Here is a 20196-nt window from a genome sequence, read left to right on the forward strand (position 1 = left end):
ATGGAATTTTCTTTAATTTTTCTAGTACAATGAGCCTCCAAAATGCGAGGCATCTCAAAAATCATAACCAATATTATAGCGTAACGTCAAATAAAAACATAGTGTTATAAATACCCTTTTTCCTTTAAACTGACAAATTTATTTTCACCGATGATAAGATGGTCCAGCACTTCAATGCCGATTATTTTCCCGGACTCTGCAAGTCTCTTGGTTACTTCAATATCTTCCCGGCTTGGAGTCGGATCACCGCTCGGATGATTATGAATGCAGATAATCGACGCAGCCGATCTGCGAAAGGCCTCTTTAAAAACCTCTCTCGGATGAACAATTGAAGCATTCAGGCTTCCAATAAAGATGGTCTTCTTATGAAGCACCTGATTTTTTGTATTTAAATAAAGGCATACAAAATGTTCCTGAGACAGGAATCGCATATCATGCATGACATAATTTGCTCCATCCTCAGGAGAACGGATAGTATATCTGTCGTCATATGTGAGAGTTGAAATCCTCCGGCCAATTTCAACTGCTGCCAGCAGCTGTATTGCCTTTGCCGATCCTATTCCTTTAATGGCCGTTATTTCATCCAGGGATGCATCCTTTAATAGCCGGAGTCCTTCAAAATGGGTAATAAGCCTGTTCGCTAATTGGAGGACAGATTCATCTTTCGTGCCTGTTCTGAGTAATATCGCTATCAGTTCGTGATTGGATAAGCTTTGCGGACCATTTAGGACAAAGCGCTCACGAGGGCGTTCATCCTGAGGGAAATCTTTAATCAATAGAGTATCCGTTTGCATATTTTCCTCCCTAAACTCTGGGGCCAGGAGCTGAGGATGAAAAAAAGTATATTAAGGAAGCGAATATCCTGCTTTCCTTAGTTCACGAACCGTTCTGGAGACAGGAAGGCCGACAACAGAGAAATAATCTCCATTTATGCTTTTTACAAGCATGCTGCCAATGCCTTGTATCCCATATGCACCTGCCTTGTCAAATGGTTCACCGGTGCCGATATAAGAGTCAATTTCTTCATCTGTTAACTCCCAGAACACCACATCGGTTTTTTCATAAAATGTAATTACATTTTCAGGCGTCACGATGGATACACCTGTGTAAACAGAATGGGTGGTTCCAGACAGACTTTTGAGCATAGTGAAGGCTTCCTTGCTGCTGCCTGGCTTTCCTAAAACATTGCCGTCTTTAACTACAACTGTATCTGAGCCAATTACATATGAATCAGGGTGTTTATTAAATACAGCCTGTGCCTTTCTATGGGCAAGCTCCTTCACGATCTCTCCTGGTTTCAGCACTGGATCAAAACTTTCATCGACATCACTGCTGGAGACTTCAAATTGCAAATGAAGATTTTCAAGAAGTTCTTTTCGCCGCGGGGAAGAAGAGGCTAAAATGAGGTTTTGCATGTAATCACCTTACCTTTATGTATCATATTGGGAGATACAGATTAATCGTATCAAAAAATTGCCAGACAAACAATTTTTAAGAGGTAATTTGTAGATATTTTTATCATAAATTATCGAAATGTGGCAAAAAGAAAGAGTCTGTCTAAATTTCCCGAACAGACTCCATTTAATATGTGATATTTCCCAGAAAATATTCGAATCGGATAAAATTATGGCACAATATGCCGTGTCCTTACTGCCCGTCTGACTGGAGCAGAGACTGATAAGCGGCAAGAAATGCCAGCAGGTGCTCCTGAATTTTACCGGCTGATGCAGAATCCCCTGCCTGCTGGTAAGTTTCTATTTGCTTCGAGGCATCCAAAAGTTCCTCTTTTATAGATGTCAGGCTTTTATTTTGAATTTGATCTGCCTGCAGTTCATTCACTGCCTTGCTATGATTTTTTATTTCCTGAGCCGTCTCTGGCGCTATGGAGCTGCCGAGAGAGGCACTGGCAGCGCCTTCTGAGAGGCTTTGATATAAAGCAAGTGCAATGTCAGCCAGCTTTTTCTCTTCAGCATTCAGCCCTTCAATTACTTTACCTTCAAAGGCAACTTCTTTTGCAAATACATCAATTCCTTTGCTTTTTAGATCGGCACCTATTTCCTTCGCCTGATCAAGACTCCCGGATACCCCTAAAAAAAGAAAAGTCTGCTCTCCCATTTTTAATGATTGGCTATAGACTCCTTTTTGCGAGTTCGCTTCCTGGACTTGCTGTGCTGCCTCACTGTTTGACCATACGCCGCCTTGAACTACGTATGCTGTTAATGTTTCTAATTCTGCGGCTGCAGCGGGAGACTGCTGATTTGATGCTGCCGGAGTTTCTTTAATTGGAGGCGCCACAGTTTCGGCTGCCTGATCGGTAAATACCAGCTTCAGCATGATGAATCCGAAGCCAGTCCCAAGCAGAACAGCAAAAAAGACAGCCAGAAAAATGGATGTTAAGAATCCTTGCTTATTTCTTCCCTGGAATTTCTTAGCCAGTGTACTCAAACCATTTTTAGCTGGTGATTTAGGAGGGACTGCTATTTTATATTCCTTTATATCCGCATCTTCTGTTTCCTCAGGCAGAATCCAGTCAAAGCTGTCATCCGCCTCTTTGCCTGCCGCTGTTTGTATGGATGCGAAAAATTCAGTTTGTTCCTGTTTTTTCTGTCTATCCAGCTGTCTCGGATCCCATGCTTTTTCCTGCATTTCTTCCTTTTTCTCCTGAAACGGACGGTCCTTGCCATTTATCTTAATCGTGATCGTTTTCTCGCTTTTAGGCTTGTCCATATCTCATCCTCCTTCCGTGCCGTTTCCTGAATTGTTTTCATCCTAACATAAGAAAAAAAAAAATAACAAGACTTTTGTCGTCTTGTTACGGAAGGATTTCGTCAAATTTTTCATTTTGATTTTCAGTTAGATCTAATTTATTTATAGGTATTCCTACATTGCCATCAGAATAGAAAAATTACAGATTTTATACTCACAGGACTGCGTGAAAGTACCATTTTATCAATTCATTGCCATAAAAGTAAGCAATTATTGTTCCCAAACCAATAAAAGGACCGAATGGAATTGGTTTTCCCTTTTTCACAACTCCTATAAGCATGCCTATGCCACCTAGAAATGCTCCAAACAAAGTGGCTAGAAAAAACGAAAGCAACACAAGCTTCACACCTAAAGCAATACCAATAACTGAGTATAGTTTTATATCTCCTCCACCCATGCCGCCTTTACTGATTACAGCTATAAATAAAAGGAGTAAAAAACCAAGTATCCCACCTGCTAAACTGTCCCACCAAGGAGAAAGAGGAATAAGAATACGTTCTGCTGTTAGGATCACACCAAAAACTAAGAGAACTTTATTTGGAATGATCATATATTTATAGTCAGATACAAATATAATGACCATAAGAGAAACTAGTGTCCAGGCAACAATCACCTCGGAAGTCCACCCTAAAATTAATGGAGCAGCAGCAAACAAAGTACCTGTCGAAAGCTCTGCAGCCGGATATAAGGCTGAAATTGACACCTTACAGCGCCTGCATTTTCCACCTAGAAATACATAAGACAGAATTGGGATAAGCTCCAAATATGATAAAGTATGCTTACAGTGTTTACAATGAGATCTCGGCTTTACTATTGATTGATTTTCAGGAACCCTTAGGCCAACTACATTGTAGAAAGAACCTAATATGGTACCGAATAAAAATAATATTATTAAGAGATTTAGCATAAATATCAACGCGCCGGCGCAGGCACAAGAAAGCTGGATTTCCTCAGTGTCCTATTTTATATAGAGGTCCTCAATATTGTGATATGCCCGCAGCTTGTTTCCTCCTCCAAAATTTGTAAAACCAAAAAAATATAAATATACTTGGACAGTATATGTGTATTCTTTATGAACTTCAATGATGTATATCACTAACATTACACCAATACACTATAGGACCAATATATTAATAGGTAAAAAGGTTTATTTTCACAAAAAAATCCTTTTGACAAACAAAAGGATTTTTACTTCACATATTCCGCAACCCTATTTCTCCCTGCCCGCTTCGCTCCAACATATAATGCCCTGTCAGCATGGCGTATAAGGGCCAGTGAATCATCAGCATCTTCAGGTGCAGCAGCTACCCCAATGGAGGCAGTTATATAAACTTTTGTGCTGCTGCTGCTTCCATCGATGTTCTGTTTGAGTATGAATGGACGGTTAGCTATGGTCTGCCTGATAAGCTCTGCCCAGGCAAGCGTATCTTCTTTGCTTGTATCCGGCATTAAGACAACAAATTCTTCTCCGCCATATCTGGCAGCAATTCCTGCTTCATCTATTAAATTTGCCAGCCTGCCTGCCAGTTCGCAGAGAATTTCATTTCCGCTTTGGTGCCCATAAGTATCGTTCACTTTTTTAAAATGATCGATGTCAAGGATGATGAGTGAAAGGAATTCTCTTTCACCATTTTGCAATCTGCTGAATTCTTCATTTAATTTAGCTTCCATATATCTATAATTGAATAGTTTCGTTAACGCGCAGCGCTCGCTTTTGGCTTTTGTTTCCTCATAGTGCTTTGCATTCTCTATTGCTATTGCAAAGTGCGAACATAAAATATCGACAATCATGAGCTGTGACTTTTCATAGGACCTCTTTTTTGCTGAAGAAAGCAGCAGTATCCCCAATACTTCATTGCTCCTGACTATTGGAACACAAATAAGGCTTTCGGCATCTTCAGGCAAGAATTCCTTAGCAATGCTTTTCCATTTCTTCCGCGAATGGAAAAGGGCAGATTTTCGGGTACCCAAAACCAATCCGCTGATTCCCTCACTTTTTTTGGTAGGCTTAAGGTCATTCGGCTTTATTTGTCCATGCTCAATTCGGTAAATGGAGTGAAGTTCATCGTTATCCTTAATATCAAGAATATAGGCATAGTCAACAGGCAACATTTCGCTCAATTTCAAAATAAAAAGCTCCATAACCTCATTCACATCAAGGCGCTCTGCCATTTGATGCCCTATATCTGCGGCTTTTTGAAGGTATTCAATAACCTTTTCACTTGAGTAATAAAGATGAAGAATGATAGAAAGACTTACAAATGGGACCCCTACAAACAGCAGTGCAAGAATTCCCACTTCAGAATATAAAATGTAAAGGATAAGGCCAATCGGGAATGTTATGAGAGAGGTAACAGTTTCCCATATAAGGTCTTTTTCCAGAAAGGATATTTTCCTGCCATACAATGCAGCCTGAATTACACTGATTAATACCTGATTTAAAGTAAAATGGATTACCGGGTATGCTGCAGCAATCCAGAAATATTGGGGATTTTCTATTAGATCTACGCCTATTTTGCCACCCATTGCAAAGTAAGCCAGCCCGCTCAATAAAGATAATGTAAAGAACAAAAGTGAGTTAAGCGGCAGACGAAACAGCTGATCCTTTTGTATTTTCAGCCTTAATAGAAGTACCAGGATCCCCAATTGTACCATTATCATTTCAGCAAAGAGCCCAAAGGTTAAAAACACTGCCATCGTAACCCATTGAATTAAAAAGATTGGTGTATTATTGATTACCAGCGGCATGGAAGAAACGAAAAACATCAATATGAAAAAGGCAAACAAACTGATTCCCTGTCCTGAAAAATCTGGAGGGTAAAAATGATAGGTTAGCATGGAACCTGCAGGAAATATTAATATCCATAATAACCATATTATTTTTTTGACTTGTGGACTAACGATCTTTTTCCCCTCCTCCAATTTATTCAGGAAAATAGTCGGATAACACGAACATTTTATCAAATTTTCTAACTTTTGTCATATTTCATTTACTTTTTTCAAAAGAATAGGCTTCACTTCTGAGAGGAAGTAAAGTGATCCGGTAATAACCAGCACGCTGTTTTTTCCTGCTTCACGCAGTTCAGCCTCCAATAGCTCCTTCCAGTCCTTATGAAACTGTCTCCTGCTGTTTTTACTGAGATTATATAAATCTTCTGCTGCTGCTGCTCTCGGAAACTCAAATTCGGTAAAGGTGATGCGATCTGCAGCAGAATCAAGCTTACCGATCATTTTATCAAGCTTTTTATCAGCAAGTGCAGCGAATACAATATTTTTGCTTTTATCCTCAAAACGGTTGTTCAGCTCAGCAGTTAAGGCAGCTATCCCTTCTTCATTATGCGCTCCATCTATTACCACCAGCGGGTCTTCAGATAGAATTTCAAATCGCCCGGGCCAGAAAGCTTTTTTCAATCCCGCTCTAATATGATTTACCTCTATAAGGAAAGAATAAAATTTATTCAATAGCTCTGCTGCCATTACAGCAAGGGAAGCATTTTCAGTCTGGTGTTTTCCGCTCATTCCTGTCTCAAGATCAGGGAAGTTCTGAAAGACTGTCTTAAGGGAGAAGAATTCTCCCAGGTCCAGGGATTTATGATCAGAAATAGCAAACTCATTCCCCAGCTGATAAACTGGTGACTTCATGCTTAAAGCTTTATCTTGAATAACAGCGAGCGCTTCTTCTTGTTTAACAGCTGTAATCACACTGACTCCAGGTTTAATGATTCCCGCTTTTTCAAAAGCGATTTCCTCGTATGTATTCCCAAGGATAGCTGTATGGTCGAGTCCGATGCTTGTAATGATTGATAATATAGGATAGATGATGTTCGTAGAGTCATACCTTCCGCCAAGGCCCACTTCAAACAAAACGAGATCCACCGGCTGTACATGGCCAAAATATTGGAAAGCCATGGCGGTAATGATTTCAAACTCGGTTGGACCGCCGAGTTCCGTCTGTTCCAATTCAATCGCAAGCGGATATATATCATTAGCAAGCCGAACAAGATCTTCATCGTTAATTGGAATTCCGTTCAGAGAAATCCGTTCATTAAATTTCTCAAAATATGGCGATGTAAAAGTTCCGACAGAATAATCCGCCTCCTGAAGAATGGATCTTAGAAACGTTACAGTTGAGCCTTTACCATTCGTTCCGCCAATATGGATGGACTTAATTCTTCTTTCGGGATGCCCGAGTTTTTCCATCATCCATTCCATCCTTTGCAGTCCCGGCTTCATCCCAAGTCTTAGCCTTGAATGAATCCATTCCAGTGCTTCCTCATAAGTAGAAAACATATATAAATGCACCTCCGTTATACAGGAAGGAAGACGAATCCTTCATATGGACCCGCCTTCCGCAACTATTAATTATTCTCCTTTTAGCTCTTTAATGCGAGCTTCTACAGCAGCTCTCTTCTCGCTGTAGTCTTGTTCTTTTGCTTTCTCTTCTTCAATTACCTTTTCAGGCGCTTTTTTAATAAAGCCTTCGTTTGAAAGTTTCTTCTGGACTCTTTCAACTTCTTTATTTAATTTATCCCACTCTTTCTGAAGGCGGGCAACTTCTTCTTCAATGTTAATCAGGCCTTCAAGCGGAAGGATGATTTCTGCACCAGTCACAACTGCTGTCATCGCCTTATCAGGCGTCTCAACATTCAGAGCCAGCACTAGTTCTTCTGGGTTACAGAATCGTTCAATATAGGCACGGTTATTTTCCAGTGTGCCCAGAATTTCCTCATCCTTAGCTTTTACCATCATTTTAATCTTCTTGCTCATCGGCGTGTTTACTTCAGCACGGCTGTTGCGGACAGAGCGAATAATTTCTACAAGCAGCTTCATTTCATTTGCAGCCTGGTTATCAGTGTATTCATTGTTAACTGCCGGCCATTGTGCAGCCGTAATGGATTCACCTGAATGAGGAAGGTTCTGCCAAATTTCTTCCGTGATAAATGGCATAAATGGATGCAGCAGACGCATTGTATTGTCCAGAACATATGCCAGGATGGAACGGGTGGTTTTCTTGGCAGCTTCATCTTCTCCGTACAGCGGAAGCTTTGCCATTTCGATATACCAATCACAGAAGTCATCCCAAATGAAGTTATACAGCACTCGGCCAACCTCGCCAAACTCATAGCGGTCAGATAATCTTGTAACCGTCTCAATAGTTTCATTCAAACGGGTTAATATCCATTTATCAGCAACAGACTTTTCACCGCTTAAATCAATTTCTTCATATGTTAATCCATCCATGTTCATTAATGCAAATCGGGATGCATTCCAGATTTTATTGGCAAAGTTCCATGTTGCCTCAACCTTTTCCATACTGAAGCGCAGATCCTGTCCCGGCGAACTTCCTGTAGAAAGGAAATAGCGGAGTGAATCAGCACCATACTGATCAATTACATCCATTGGATCAACGCCATTTCCAAGGGACTTACTCATCTTGCGTCCCTGTGAGTCACGAACAAGACCATGAATTAATACATCCTGGAATGGACGCTCCCCTGTAAATTCGAGACCTTGGAAGATCATTCGTGATACCCAGAAGAAAATGATGTCATAGCCAGTCACCAAAGCAGCAGTCGGATAGTATCTCTTGAAATCTCTTGAGTCTGTATCCGGCCAGCCCATTGTTGAAAATGGCCATAGAGCTGAACTGAACCAGGTATCCAAAACATCTTTGTCCTGTTCCCAGTTTTCAATATCTTCTGGTGCTTCGTGCCCTACGAAAACCTCACCTGTATCTTTGTGGTACCAGGCCGGGATCCGATGCCCCCACCAAAGCTGGCGTGAAATACACCAGTCACGAATATTTTCCATCCAGCGCAAATACGTTTTTTCAAATCGCTCTGGAACAAAGTTTACTTTTTCCTCTTTAGTTTGAAGAGCGATGGCTTCATCAGCAAGAGGCTGCATCTTTACAAACCATTGTGTTGAAAGGTAAGGTTCAACAACTGCGCCGCTGCGCTCTGAATGGCCCACAGAATGCATATGCTCTTCAATTTTGAAAAGTACTCCTCCGTCCTGAAGATCCTTCACGATTTGCTTGCGGCATTCAAAGCGGTCCATACCTTGGTATTTACCGGCTCGGCTGTTCATTGTGCCGTCTTCATTCATTACAAGAATTCTTTCAAGATTGTGGCGGTTTCCTATTTCAAAATCATTTGGGTCATGAGCCGGCGTAATTTTTACTGCGCCGGATCCGAAATCCATTTCTACATAATCATCTGCAACAATCGGAATTTCGCGTCCTGTGATCGGCAGCTTAACCGTTTTGCCGATTAAATGCTTATAGCGGTCATCTTCCGGATGTACTGCTACAGCTGTATCGCCAAGCATCGTTTCAGGGCGTGTAGTGGCAATTTCGATATGTCCTGAACCATCCGTTAAAGGATATCTCATATGGTAGAAGGCACCCTGAACATCCTTATAAATAACTTCGATATCAGAAAGAGCCGTTTTTGTAGACGGATCCCAGTTAATAATATACTCGCCGCGATAAATCAATCCTTTATTATAAAGTGAAACGAAAACTTCTCTTACAGCTTTTGAAAGGCCTTCATCCAGTGTAAAACGTTCGCGGCTGTAATCAAGGCCCAATCCAAGCTTTGACCATTGCTGGCGGATATGGCTGGCATACTCCTCTTTCCACTTCCATGTTTCTTCTACAAATTTTTCACGGCCTAAATCATAGCGGCTTTTGCCGTCATTGCGAAGCTTTTCTTCAACCTTTGCCTGAGTGGCGATGCCCGCATGGTCCATTCCTGGAAGCCATAGAACATCGTATCCCTGCATTCGCTTCATTCGAGTAAGGATATCCTGAAGAGTTGTATCCCATGCATGACCGAGATGAAGCTTTCCTGTTACATTCGGAGGCGGAATCACAATTGTATATGGCTGCTTTGTTTCATCGTCTTTTGCTTCAAAGAATTTACCTTCCAGCCACCAGTCATACCGTCCTTTTTCAATCGCCTGCGGATCATATTTCGTCGGCATTGATAATTCATTATTATCCATGTGTCATTCTTCCTTTCTGAAAGCAATCCAAAAAAATAAAAAACTCCATTCGCCATAAAAGGACGAATGGAGTTTGCTTCGCGGTACCACCTTTTTTTCAATCACTAAAGAAAATCAGGGAAAGACATTCTTATAGAGATTGACACTTAAACAGATAACGGATTTCCCGTCTTTTACTACTTGGCTGAAGCCTTTCGCAAAAGATGCTCTAGGGCGACCTTCCAACAGTTTTGCCTGGATAACCTTTCAGCTGCTGGTTTTCCTCTCTAAAAGGCAAATCGCCATTGTACTCTTCCCTGTCTTAGCATCGATATACAATTATATATATAAAATATACTACCGAAAAAAGACTGTTATAGTCAATAAGGATACCCGAGTTTTTTATATATTATTCATTATTTCCACCGAAGTGATGATGATTTTGCCCGAAAAAGACTTCTTTAGGGGAGTTTTAAAATACTGTTATACAGGAAAGAAACGAAAATAGGCACTTTACCGAAAAATGAATCATAGAATATACATATGAACATTCGGGAAAGGGGCATGCGACAATGAGAAGAAAATATAATCCTTACACACTGCCTCCCTGGTTAAGAACTTTCAGGAATGTGTGTGCACAGTTCATAATCCCGTTCTGTGTTTTTCAAGGCATAAGAACAATTTTGCTGCCTACCACCTTTGATGTACTGCTGCTATCGCTGTTCATTCTGATTGCTATTGCTTTCCATCTTCAATTGGTTTAGGAGCCCGCATCTTTTAGCTTTGGGCTCCTTCTTGTGCTTGAGCTTCGGCAGCTGCTTTTGCTTCTTGTTTTTGCCTCTCGATCTCATCGATTCTCATTACAGCATATTCAATATTTTTCAAGAGCCAATACTGCCTTTGCAAATGCTGGACAGCCTTTCTTTCTCCCCTTTTACTCTCCCCTTTATAATATTGTTCGGCCGCCCTGATAATAGGACCCGGATGAGCAAAGTAGCTTTGAAACAGCAGCATCTCATCGTCTCTGAATGGAAAGTATTTCATATAGGTGTAAATCCACTCTACACATTCTTCTGATCTTTTTGGATAAGTTTTCAGTGTCCTTGATAAAAACGGCAATATATCATGGAGCGGCGACCCCTGTCTTGCATTTTCGAAATTCGTGAAGTACCCATATCCCCTATCATCGTAAAGAAAATGCTCGGTTGAAACTTTCCCATGGACGATTACCGTTCGTGCTTTGTCGCTTTCTTTTGTTTTTTCATACCAATCTTTAAATTTGTTTGTGGAGAATTTTAGTCCCTGGCTGACGTCGTGATAATATAGGGAAAACATTAGCTCAAAAGGAGACATATACTCTTTTCTTTCACAGGCTTCGATAAATCCCTCCAAGAACTCCTTTTCTTTCTCCCATTCCTGCAAAGTTTTTTCATAATGTTCGGTTCTGTCTTCCTTGTTTATAGGAACTTCCCTCGAGGACAATGTATGCAGTCTTGCCAATTCCCTCAGCATCTGCTGATGCCTCTCAAATCTATCCTCTTTTTCTTCATTAGGCATCCATGGCATTAAATAATATAATTCATTCTGATGGAGCACCCCATATCTTCCATCCACCGTCGGGTAAATAGGGACAATTCTGTTATAGCCTTTTTGAAAGAGGGTTTGTACATGCCTTATAAAATCTGCTCCATGCTGAGGCTTTATTTTCTTCAAGGCAAATACACCTTTGCTGCTGTATACCTTCTGAACTCTCCCAAACTCCTCTACAAAATGCGGCTCTATTGAATAATGATTTAAAATAGGGGAGACTTTCCGCAGCCGATTTTTTTCTTCCACCTTAACCACTCACTTTCCAGAATGAGAAAAAATGATGTTATTCTAAAATATATTGGTTAAACGAAAATAGCTGAGCGGGTTATTAATACCTGCTCAGCCTTTTAACCATTTAATGGGCTACCGCAACAGGAATGTACAGCACTTGCCCTTCATAAATATCCTGATTGATTTCAAGGTGATTCACCCGTAATAGCTGCTGGGCTGGTATATCATACCTTTCAGCAATGGCATCAATTGTGTCGCCGTTCTGCACAATGCAAACCTTTAGCTTAACATGTTCCTCTGTCTCTTCCTTCCGGGCAAAGAACTCTGTTAACGACATGCTTTTCTTCTTGGAGAGTTTCTTCTTCTTAGCCTCCTGTTCTGAAGAGGAGGAGGATTCCTCTGTTTCCTCATGGGTTTCCTGTGCAGCCGCTTGAACAGGCTTCTTTTCAAAGGAAGGACTATCTGATTCGGATGCTTCCGTCATTTGATAGATTTCCTGTGCGGTTGGCGGTGCTTCCTCCTCATTGCGCTGAGAAGAAAAAGATATTTCCGGTGCAGTTTTCGGAGTCTGTTCTTCTTCTTCTGGCTGCTCTTGTTTTAATTCGAGCGCCGTCGGCACTGAAGGTCTAATGACGGCCTGCTCTTCCACTTCAGGCTGCTTTCTTGCTTCTGCCTCAAATGGAATAAAAACCTCATCGGTTTCTGACTGCTCTTCCTGCGGGTCCTCTTCCCGTATATCTTCCTCGGCGCTCGAGTATACCTGTTCCTCTCTTTCTTCCTCTCTTTCTTCCTCTCTTTCTTCCTCTTCCTCTAGGTCCTGTTCTTCTTGCTGATATGACGGCCATTCCTGCTGTATAATTTCTTCTTCCTCTGTCTCCTCTGCCACCTCAGAAGATCTGTACTGAACCTCTAATTCTTCCGTTTCAGTTTCAGCTTCCGCTTCTTCCTCCCATTCTTGAACAGGAATATGCTGCTGATCACCATATAATCCGGTAATGGTTAAATTAGCTGTCAATTTCATACAGCTTCTTTCCGGCAGAACATAATCGAAGGACTCTACCGCAACATCAATATCGTAGATGCTTTGGATTCTATTATTCGGAATGGTTATATCGACAGGAAAATAGTGTTTGAATTCACAAACTCCTTCTCCTCTTTCTTCAACTGTCTGAACGAATTTGGTGACTGCCAAACCCTCTTGATCTTCCTCGGATGCTTCTTCATCGCTGCGTCTATACTCACCTGCCAGTTCAAGTGCTCCCTGGATTGTTACATATTGATCGCTTTCCTGAATTGTTATATTGGGGTCTAACGAGATGGTAATCAGGTCCGATACTTCCTGTCCTTTTTGAAACCATACTGATTCTTCTAAAGAAAATCGTAAGCACGATGGATTCCCCTGAGACAAAGCGACTCCTCCCTTCGAATCTTTACGTTTAATCACTATGTCATTAACAATCCTATGAAGGATTAGGATACTTTATGATTAGAAAAATAGCGCTCTAAGGGAATCTTAGATTAATTTAGAAAAAGTTCCTTAGATAAGACTTTTTTAGCGGCTGTTTGCTATGAGTGTTGATTTCTGCTGCAGGCACTCAAGCTTTCCTGCGGGGCTGCCGGGAGCCTCCTCGGCGCTATGCGTCTGTGGGGTCTCCCTGTACGCTACTCCGGAAGGACAATAAATAAGCTTCCTTGAATCAACACCGCACGAATAAAATGCGGATACATTTTCGCGGGATTAGCGCCTTCCACTCCAATCAACACCGTGCAAAATAAAAATTTTGCATTTTCACAGTCTATTGAATCCAGCCACAGGAAAGGGGTTTCTCCCAAACGATGGATAAAAGCTCTAATAACTATATTTCCAAGGGCATAAAAAAACACCCATCAATCGATGAGTGTCAGGTCTTGCTTATTTTAATTTTGAAAATGCCTTTTCCGCTGCCTGGATAGTCTTTTCAATATCTTCATCAGTGTGTGCAGTTGAGAGGAAGAGTCCTTCGAATTGGGATGGCGGCAGGAAGACTCCCTGGTTTGCCATTTCCCTGTAGTATTCTGCAAAGAACTCCAGATTGGATGTTTTGGCTTTTTCATAGTTAATAACATCTTCATTTGTAAAGAATATACCGATCATTGAACCTGCACGGTTAATGGTGTGCGGGATATCATATTTTTCTGCAGCTGCTTTAAGCCCTTCTTCCAGTCTGTCTGCTTTTCTTTCGAATTCTTTGTAGGAATGTGGAGTCAGCTGGCTTAATGTCTCGTAACCTGCTGTCATGGCAAGAGGGTTTCCGGATAGTGTTCCTGCCTGGTAAATTGGACCGCTTGGTGCAATCTGCTTCATAATTTCCGCTTTTCCGCCATATGCACCGACTGGGAGCCCACCGCCAATAACTTTTCCAAGACATGTAATATCCGGTGTCACTCCAAAGTAACCCTGCGCACAATTATAGCCGACGCGGAAACCAGTCATTACTTCATCAAAAATAAGCAGAGAGCCGTTTTGTTCTGTAATTTCTCTTAAGCCTTCAAGGAAACCTGGCTGAGGAGGAACGACACCCATATTTCCAGCTACCGGTTCCACAATCACACCTGCGATATCGTCTCCGAATTGCTCAAAGGCATATCTTACGCTTTCAAGGTCATTGTAAGGAACGGTAATTGTATTTTTGGCAACTCCTTCAGGAACCCCCGGACTGTCAGGCAGCCCCAGAGTTGCTACACCAGAACCAGCTTTAATTAAAAGGGAATCGCCGTGGCCATGATAACAGCCTTCAAATTTCATGATTTTATTTCGGCCGGTATATCCTCGAGCAAGCCTCAGGGCACTCATAGTAGCTTCTGTTCCGGAAGAAACCATTCGCACTACTTCAATGGAAGGCACACGTTCAATGACCAGCTTGGCAAGATCGTTCTCGATTTCGGTAGGAGCGCCAAAGCTTGTCCCCATTTCAGCTACTTTCTTAATACCCTCGACCACACGTTCATTAGTATGTCCCAGGATTAATGGGCCCCAGGACAAAACATAATCGATATATTCATTTCCGTCGATATCGTAGATTTTAGAGCCTCGTCCGCGTTCCATAAAAATGGGGTCCATATTAACTGATTTAAAGGCACGTACAGGAGAGTTTACTCCCCCAGGCATCAATTCGCTTGCCTCTTTAAAAGCCTTGTTAGATTTTTCGTAAGAGCGCATGTCATCCCTCTTTTCGTTTAATAAGAAGTTTTCAATTACTAAGACTTACTAAGACATCATATTATTAGTCCTGTTCCTTAATCCACCTTGCCGCATCTTTCGCATGGTAAGTAATAATTAAATCACTTCCTGCACGCTTCATGCCTGTGAGCATTTCCATGACGATTTTCTGTTCATCGATCCAGCCGTTCTGTGCAGCAGCTTTAACCATTGAATATTCACCGCTCACATTATAAATCACAATCGGCAGGTTGATGTTGTTTTTCACATCCCGAACAATATCCAGATAAGGCATTCCCGGTTTAACAATCAGGAAGTCTGCCCCTTCCATTAAGTCAGATTCTGCTTCTCGCATGGCTTCCATGCGGTTGGAAGGATCCATCTGATATGCTTTTCGGTCGCCAAATTGCGGCGTGCTGTCAGCTGCATCACGGAAAGGACCATAGAATGCAGATGCATATTTAACCGCATAAGACATAACCGGGATATCTTCAAATCCGGCTTCATCAAGACCTGCCCGGATAGCTGCTGTAAATCCATCCATCATATTTGAAGGGGCAATTATGTCTGCTCCTGCTTTAGCCTGGCTGACAGCTGTCTGCACAAGCAGTTCAAGGGATGCATCGTTCAGCACTTCTCCATTTTCAATTAATCCGCAATGGCCATGATCGGTATACTCGCAAAGGCATGTATCAGCAATTACGATAATTTCCGGATATTTAGCTTTTATAAATCTTGTAGCTTCCTGCACGATCCCATGATCATGATAAGCCTGCTCCCCGCATGCATCTTTCTCTTTAGGTATTCCAAATAAGAGCACCGATTTTATTCCAAGAGAAACAACTTCATTCATTTCCTCTTCGAGGTGATCAAGCGACAAATTGTATATTCCCGGCATCGAAGGGATTTCTCTTTTAATATCGTCTCCTTCTGCCACGAAAATTGGATAAATTAAATCCTCTGTACGCAAGAAGTTCTCACGGATAAGCGCTCTCATATTCGGACTTTTGCGAAGGCGTCTATGTCTATTAAATTGAAGATCCATTAATTTTCCCTCCTGATTTCTGCCAAGTAGCTAATAATGCTCTTAAGCATGTTATATACTGTATATTCTTCAGGAACCGCATGAACCTGCAGCCCATAAGCCTTTGCGCGTTCTCTAGTCACAGGCCCGATGCAGCCCACCACACTGTCTTTAACAGCATTCTCATATCCAAGCTCCTTTAAAGCCCCTATAAAATGATCTACTGTGGAAGGGCTGGTAAAAGCAAGAATATCTAACCCTTTTCCTGAAAGCTGTTTTTTTAACAGACCGATGCTTTCACGTGGAAAAGTTGTCTCATAAACAATGATTTCATCAACGTCTGCACCATTTTCCGAAAGGGAGGCTGCGATATAGTCACGCGCCAGATTCCCTTTGGGGATTAATACTTTCATCCCTTCTTCTACTAATGGCAAAAAATCCTCAACAAACCCTTCAGCAACATAATCCCGAGGCATAAATTGCACTTTTAATCCCTTATCCATAAGCAATTTCTTAGTCTTCTCTCCGATAACCGCTATGTTAGGGAAAGGCCCGCCCTGACTCAGATTTTCAAAAAAAGCGTCCACAGCTGTCGCGCTTGTGAAAATCACCCAATCATAAGTTTGAATCCGCTTATGTGTTTTATATAAAGTTTCCTTATCCTGCAATGGCTCGAAAGCAATCAAGGGGATCTCAACAGGTATCCCCCCATAGCTTTGGATAAGAGCCGAAAAGGAGTGAGCCTGTTTTTTCCCTCTTGGCACTAAAACAGTCATGCCTTCTAAAGGGGAAGTCTGTTTCATTGCCCGTCAAGCTCCTCTTTCACTCTGTCAATCAGCTCTTTGGCCCCTTGTTCGGTTAGCATGTCAGCCATCTTAACACCAAGTTCTTCCGGATCAGAACCTGCTAGGGTCTCCTTATAAATCACTTTTCCATCAGGGGAACCTACAAGTCCGGTTAACTCCATTTCACCCGTTTCATTAATTGTGGCAAACCCTGCAATCGGAACCTGGCAGCCGCCTTCCATTTTATGAAGGAACGCACGCTCTGCACGTACAGTCTGATTCGTCTCAGAGCATGTAAATTTATCCAGCAATGCACGAAGCTCCTTATCACTTTCACGGCACTCAATGGATAGTGCCCCCTGGCCAACAGCCGGCACACAAACTTCCGGCTCCAGGAATTCTGTAACAACATCAGCCGCCCAGCCCATTCGGGAGAGACCTGCTGCTGCAAGAATAATCGCATCATATTCTTCCGTTTCCAGTTTAGATAATCTGGTATCAATGTTTCCTCTGATCCACTTAATCTCCAGATCCGGACGCTGTGCCAGCAATTGTGCCCCTCTGCGCAGGCTGCTTGTTCCTACAATAGATCCTTCCCTTAAGTCATTCAGTTTTATATGCCCTTTTGAGATAAGGGCATCCCGATGGTCTTCTCTTTCAGGAATGCTGCCAATTGTCAGCCCTGCCGGAAGAACAGCGGGCATATCCTTCATGCTATGTACAGCCATATCTATTTCTTCATCAAGCATGGCCTGCTCTATTTCCTTTACGAACAACCCTTTTCCTCCGACCTTTGAAAGGGTAACATCAAGAATTTTATCACCCTTAGTGACAATTTCCTTTACCTCGAACTCAAAGGATGGATCAATGCTTTTCAATTGGCTGATCACCCAATTTGTCTGAGTTAGTGCCAGCTTGCTTCGTCTTGAACCTACGATAATTTTTCTCATGACTGCCTCCTGCAAATATGTCTAGCTATGGCTCCTGCTGAACAGTCGCCTCCGCTTTTCTTTACTATGTCCAGCTGCGGCTCCTAGCCCCTCGAGGTCATAAGCTGGTCTGCTCTGCGGCAAACTGCGCCGCGCCACAGCCCATCTTATGCTTGTCGGGGCTGAGCAGTCGCCTCCGCTTTTCTTTGCTATGTCCAGCTGCGGCTCCTAGCCCCTCGAGGTCATAAGCTGGTCTGCTCTGCGGCAAACTGCGCCCCGCCGCAGCCCATCTTATGCTTGTCGGGGCTGAACAGTCGCCTCCGCTTTTCTTTGCTATGTCCAGCTGCGGCTCCTAGCCCCTCGAGGTCATAAGCTGGTCTGCTCTGCGGCAAACTGCGCCCCGCCGCAGCCCATCTTATGCTTGTCGGGGCTGAACAGTCGCCTCCGCTTTTCTATGAATACCAAAAATGGAAAGATGAAAGTTTACCAAACAAAAAGAAGTTGATTAATACAATTAAAAATGATGCCAAATTCCAGAGGGCTAAAGATTTTCCATATAGGCCTTTTCCAACTTTCATATAGAGATAAATACTATATAAAGCAAGGACAATGAAAGAACCGATCACCTTTGAGTCATACCAGACCATATGGGGCAATTTAATGTAGGCCCACTGAATGCCTAAAATTAAACTTATCATCAGCATAGGTACACCGATTACATTTAATACATACGACATATGTTCAAGCTTTGACAAATCTGTTATCCGGAGCAGCCTCGTTCCCCATTTTTTCCTTTTCAGCAAATCGTATTGAATCAGATAAAGCAATGAAAAAACGAAGGATAGCGAGAACGCTCCATATGAAAGGATTGCAACCGTTATATGAATCAGCAGAAGTTCTGATATGAGCTGCTGTGCTTTGACAGCCGAATCAATCTGCACAGGTGCGAATGTATGGATCGCCATTATGATAAAGCCGAGAACATTTGTAAAAAAGACGATAAAATCGACTCTGAGCAGCCTGTTAATTCCCAAAGAAAGAGAGATAAGCACCCAGGCATAAAAGTATAGGCCCTCAAAAATGGTCAATACAGGAAACCTTCCTGTATTAATCATATAAAGTATCAGGAACACCGTTTGAAGCACCCATACAAATGCAAGTAACCAGAAGGCAATCCTATTCGCCTTCCGGTTATGATGAAGAAAATCAATAAAATATAATAAGACACATAGGGCATACAGAACCACCGTTAATTCGTGCAGCCGTGTCATATAGATGTCAGACATGGACAGGACCCCTTTTATGATTGAAAGGAAGTCTGCGGTGATTGAGCGAATGCGTGCTTTGGTTTGGCTGCTGCGGGCACGTTCTGCTGATCTGAAACAAGTTCTTCTATATTAAAGATTTTTACAAATAAGTCTAATGCCTGTTCCGAATCTTTCTGTCCAGCCATTTCTTTAGCTTGTAAAATAGGATCTTTTAATAGCTGATTGATGATGCTCTTTGTATGCTTGTTCAGCACTTTTTTATCACGATCACTCAAATGCGGCAGCTTTCTTTCAATGCTTGTCATGGTTTCACTCTGTATAGCCAGTGCTTTCTCACGCAAAGCGGAAATTACCGGAACAACACCAAGCAAGTTCAGCCATTGCTTGAATTCAACAATATCCCCTTCAATCATAAGCTGAATCTTCTCGGCTGCCTTTTTACGCTCCTGAAGGTTTGCTTCAACAATGCCTTCAAGATCATCAATATCATATAGGAAAACGCTGTCCAGATCAGCCAGTTTCGGATCCAGATCTCTTGGGACAGCAATATCCACCATAAATAGAGGCTTGCCTTTGCGCATTTTTTCTGCGTAAGCCATCATTTCCTTCGTGACAACAAACTCTTTTGCCCCAGTAGAACTAATTAAAATATCTGCTTCAACAAGGGCACATTGAAGCTCATGCAATGTTTTTGCCTGGCCCGCATAGCGGCTTGCGAGATCCTGCGCTTTTTCGAATGTACGGTTAATAACTGTTACTTTACTGGCTCCGTTGGCATGAAGGTTTTGGATTGCCAGCTCCCCCATTTTACCGGCTCCTAAAATAAGAACATGTTTATTTTGGAGGGATCCGAAAATCTTCTTAGCCAGTTCCACTGCTGCATAACTGACAGAAACTGCATTTGCCCCTATCTCCGTTTCAGAGTGTGCCCGCTTAGCGAGCGTTACTGCCTGCTTAAACAAGTGGTTAAAAACTGTTCCGGTTGTATTTTCTGATTGAGCCTCCAGAAAACTTGTCCTTACCTGTCCTAAAATCTGTGTTTCGCCAAGGATCATGGAGTTAAGGCCGCATGCTACCTTGAATAGATGCTCAATGGCCCCATCCTCTTCATAAATAAATAGGAATGGAGAAAATTCACTCTGATCCATTTTGAAATGTTCTGCCAAAAATTCCTTTATATAATAGCGGCCAGTATGAAGCTGGTCCACAACTGCATAAATTTCGGTCCGATTGCATGTAGACAGAATGACATTCTCTAAAATGCTTTTTTTGTCATTTAATGTCTTCATTGCCTCGCCCAATTGTGAAGGATTAAAGGTTAGACGTTCACGGATTTCAACAGGGGCAGTTTTATAGTTTAGACCGACGACCAAGATATGCATTGAAATTGACACCCCCAGAATTATTGCCTTGTTCA

At 42.1% G+C, this 20196-nt stretch carries 16 protein-coding genes and 1 other annotated feature; of the genes, 1 reads left to right on the top strand and 15 read right to left on the bottom strand.

Translation table 11 applies throughout. From position 1 onward, the window contains the following. Nucleotides 1–104 precede the first annotated feature (104 nt). The 7 genes from radC to AC0VZ9_RS21670 all read right to left on the bottom strand — a co-directional run bounded on the left by radC (nt 105) and on the right by AC0VZ9_RS21670 (nt 9774). The gene (gene radC, locus AC0VZ9_RS21640) at nt 105–794 is read right to left on the bottom strand and encodes a RadC family protein (RefSeq protein ID WP_009333132.1); all 690 of its coding nucleotides are present in this window, start codon (nt 792–794) and stop codon (nt 105–107) included. A 51-nt stretch (nt 795–845) separates the two neighbouring features. Next, entirely contained in the window at nt 846–1415 is a 570-nt protein-coding gene (locus tag AC0VZ9_RS21645; RefSeq protein ID WP_019380302.1) for a Maf family protein, read from the bottom strand. A gap of 232 nt (nt 1416–1647) precedes the next feature. Then, a complete protein-coding gene (locus AC0VZ9_RS21650; protein ID WP_475396719.1) occupies nt 1648–2727 on the bottom strand; it encodes an SPOR domain-containing protein in 1080 nt (359 codons plus the stop codon). Between the two features lie 193 nt (nt 2728–2920). After that, on the bottom strand, nt 2921–3673 hold the full coding sequence (locus AC0VZ9_RS21655) for a prepilin peptidase (protein WP_026041594.1): 753 nt from the start codon (nt 3671–3673) through the stop codon (nt 2921–2923). A 281-nt stretch (nt 3674–3954) separates the two neighbouring features. Next, nucleotides 3955–5604 carry a sensor domain-containing diguanylate cyclase gene (locus tag AC0VZ9_RS21660; RefSeq protein ID WP_217025920.1) on the bottom strand — a complete coding sequence of 550 codons (1650 nt, stop codon included), beginning with the start codon at nt 5602–5604 and terminating at the stop codon, nt 3955–3957. A 141-nt stretch (nt 5605–5745) separates the two neighbouring features. Then, on the bottom strand, nt 5746–7056 hold the full coding sequence (locus AC0VZ9_RS21665; RefSeq protein WP_475396720.1) for a bifunctional folylpolyglutamate synthase/dihydrofolate synthase: 1311 nt from the start codon (nt 7054–7056) through the stop codon (nt 5746–5748). A gap of 72 nt (nt 7057–7128) precedes the next feature. Further along, complete coding sequence (locus tag AC0VZ9_RS21670) at nt 7129–9774, bottom strand: valine--tRNA ligase (RefSeq protein ID WP_475396721.1); 2646 nt, start codon at nt 9772–9774, stop codon at nt 7129–7131. Nucleotides 9775–9829: 55 nt separating this feature from the next. After that, nucleotides 9830–10086 (bottom strand) — a binding site (T-box leader). Between the two features lie 239 nt (nt 10087–10325). Between AC0VZ9_RS21670 and AC0VZ9_RS21675 the strand changes: the two genes are divergently transcribed. Further along, nucleotides 10326–10517, top strand: coding sequence for a hypothetical protein (locus AC0VZ9_RS21675; protein WP_019380294.1), 192 nt, complete (start codon nt 10326–10328; stop codon nt 10515–10517). A 13-nt stretch (nt 10518–10530) separates the two neighbouring features. Here AC0VZ9_RS21675 and ysxE read toward each other — a convergent pair whose 3' ends face one another. From ysxE to hemA, 8 genes are all read right to left on the bottom strand, one after another. Next, nucleotides 10531–11589, bottom strand: a complete 1059-nt coding sequence (gene ysxE / locus AC0VZ9_RS21680; protein ID WP_009333146.1) for a spore coat protein YsxE — start codon at nt 11587–11589, stop codon at nt 10531–10533. Nucleotides 11590–11698: 109 nt separating this feature from the next. After that, on the bottom strand, nt 11699–12982 hold the full coding sequence (gene spoVID / locus AC0VZ9_RS21685; protein ID WP_475396722.1) for a stage VI sporulation protein D: 1284 nt from the start codon (nt 12980–12982) through the stop codon (nt 11699–11701). A 504-nt stretch (nt 12983–13486) separates the two neighbouring features. Beyond that, a complete protein-coding gene (hemL, locus tag AC0VZ9_RS21690) occupies nt 13487–14773 on the bottom strand; it encodes a glutamate-1-semialdehyde 2,1-aminomutase (protein WP_009333149.1) in 1287 nt (428 codons plus the stop codon). 64 nt (nt 14774–14837) lie between these two features. After that, nucleotides 14838–15818 (bottom strand): porphobilinogen synthase, encoded by a 981-nt coding sequence (hemB, locus tag AC0VZ9_RS21695; protein ID WP_009333151.1) that lies wholly within the window; start codon nt 15816–15818, stop codon nt 14838–14840. Then, nucleotides 15818–16600, bottom strand: a complete 783-nt coding sequence (locus tag AC0VZ9_RS21700) for a uroporphyrinogen-III synthase (protein WP_475396723.1) — start codon at nt 16598–16600, stop codon at nt 15818–15820. Before AC0VZ9_RS21700 ends, hemB begins: the two co-directional genes overlap by 1 nt. Further along, on the bottom strand, nt 16597–17532 hold the full coding sequence (gene hemC, locus AC0VZ9_RS21705) for a hydroxymethylbilane synthase (RefSeq protein WP_251175111.1): 936 nt from the start codon (nt 17530–17532) through the stop codon (nt 16597–16599). Before hemC ends, AC0VZ9_RS21700 begins: the two co-directional genes overlap by 4 nt. Before the next feature lie 431 nt (nt 17533–17963). Then, on the bottom strand, nt 17964–18797 hold the full coding sequence (locus tag AC0VZ9_RS21710) for a cytochrome c biogenesis protein (protein WP_475396724.1): 834 nt from the start codon (nt 18795–18797) through the stop codon (nt 17964–17966). 14 nt (nt 18798–18811) lie between these two features. Further along, nucleotides 18812–20161 (bottom strand): glutamyl-tRNA reductase, encoded by a 1350-nt coding sequence (gene hemA / locus AC0VZ9_RS21715; protein ID WP_009333158.1) that lies wholly within the window; start codon nt 20159–20161, stop codon nt 18812–18814. Between the last annotated feature and the right edge of the window lie 35 nt (nt 20162–20196).

This window comes from Cytobacillus sp. QJM3NY_8, from assembly GCF_056173585.1.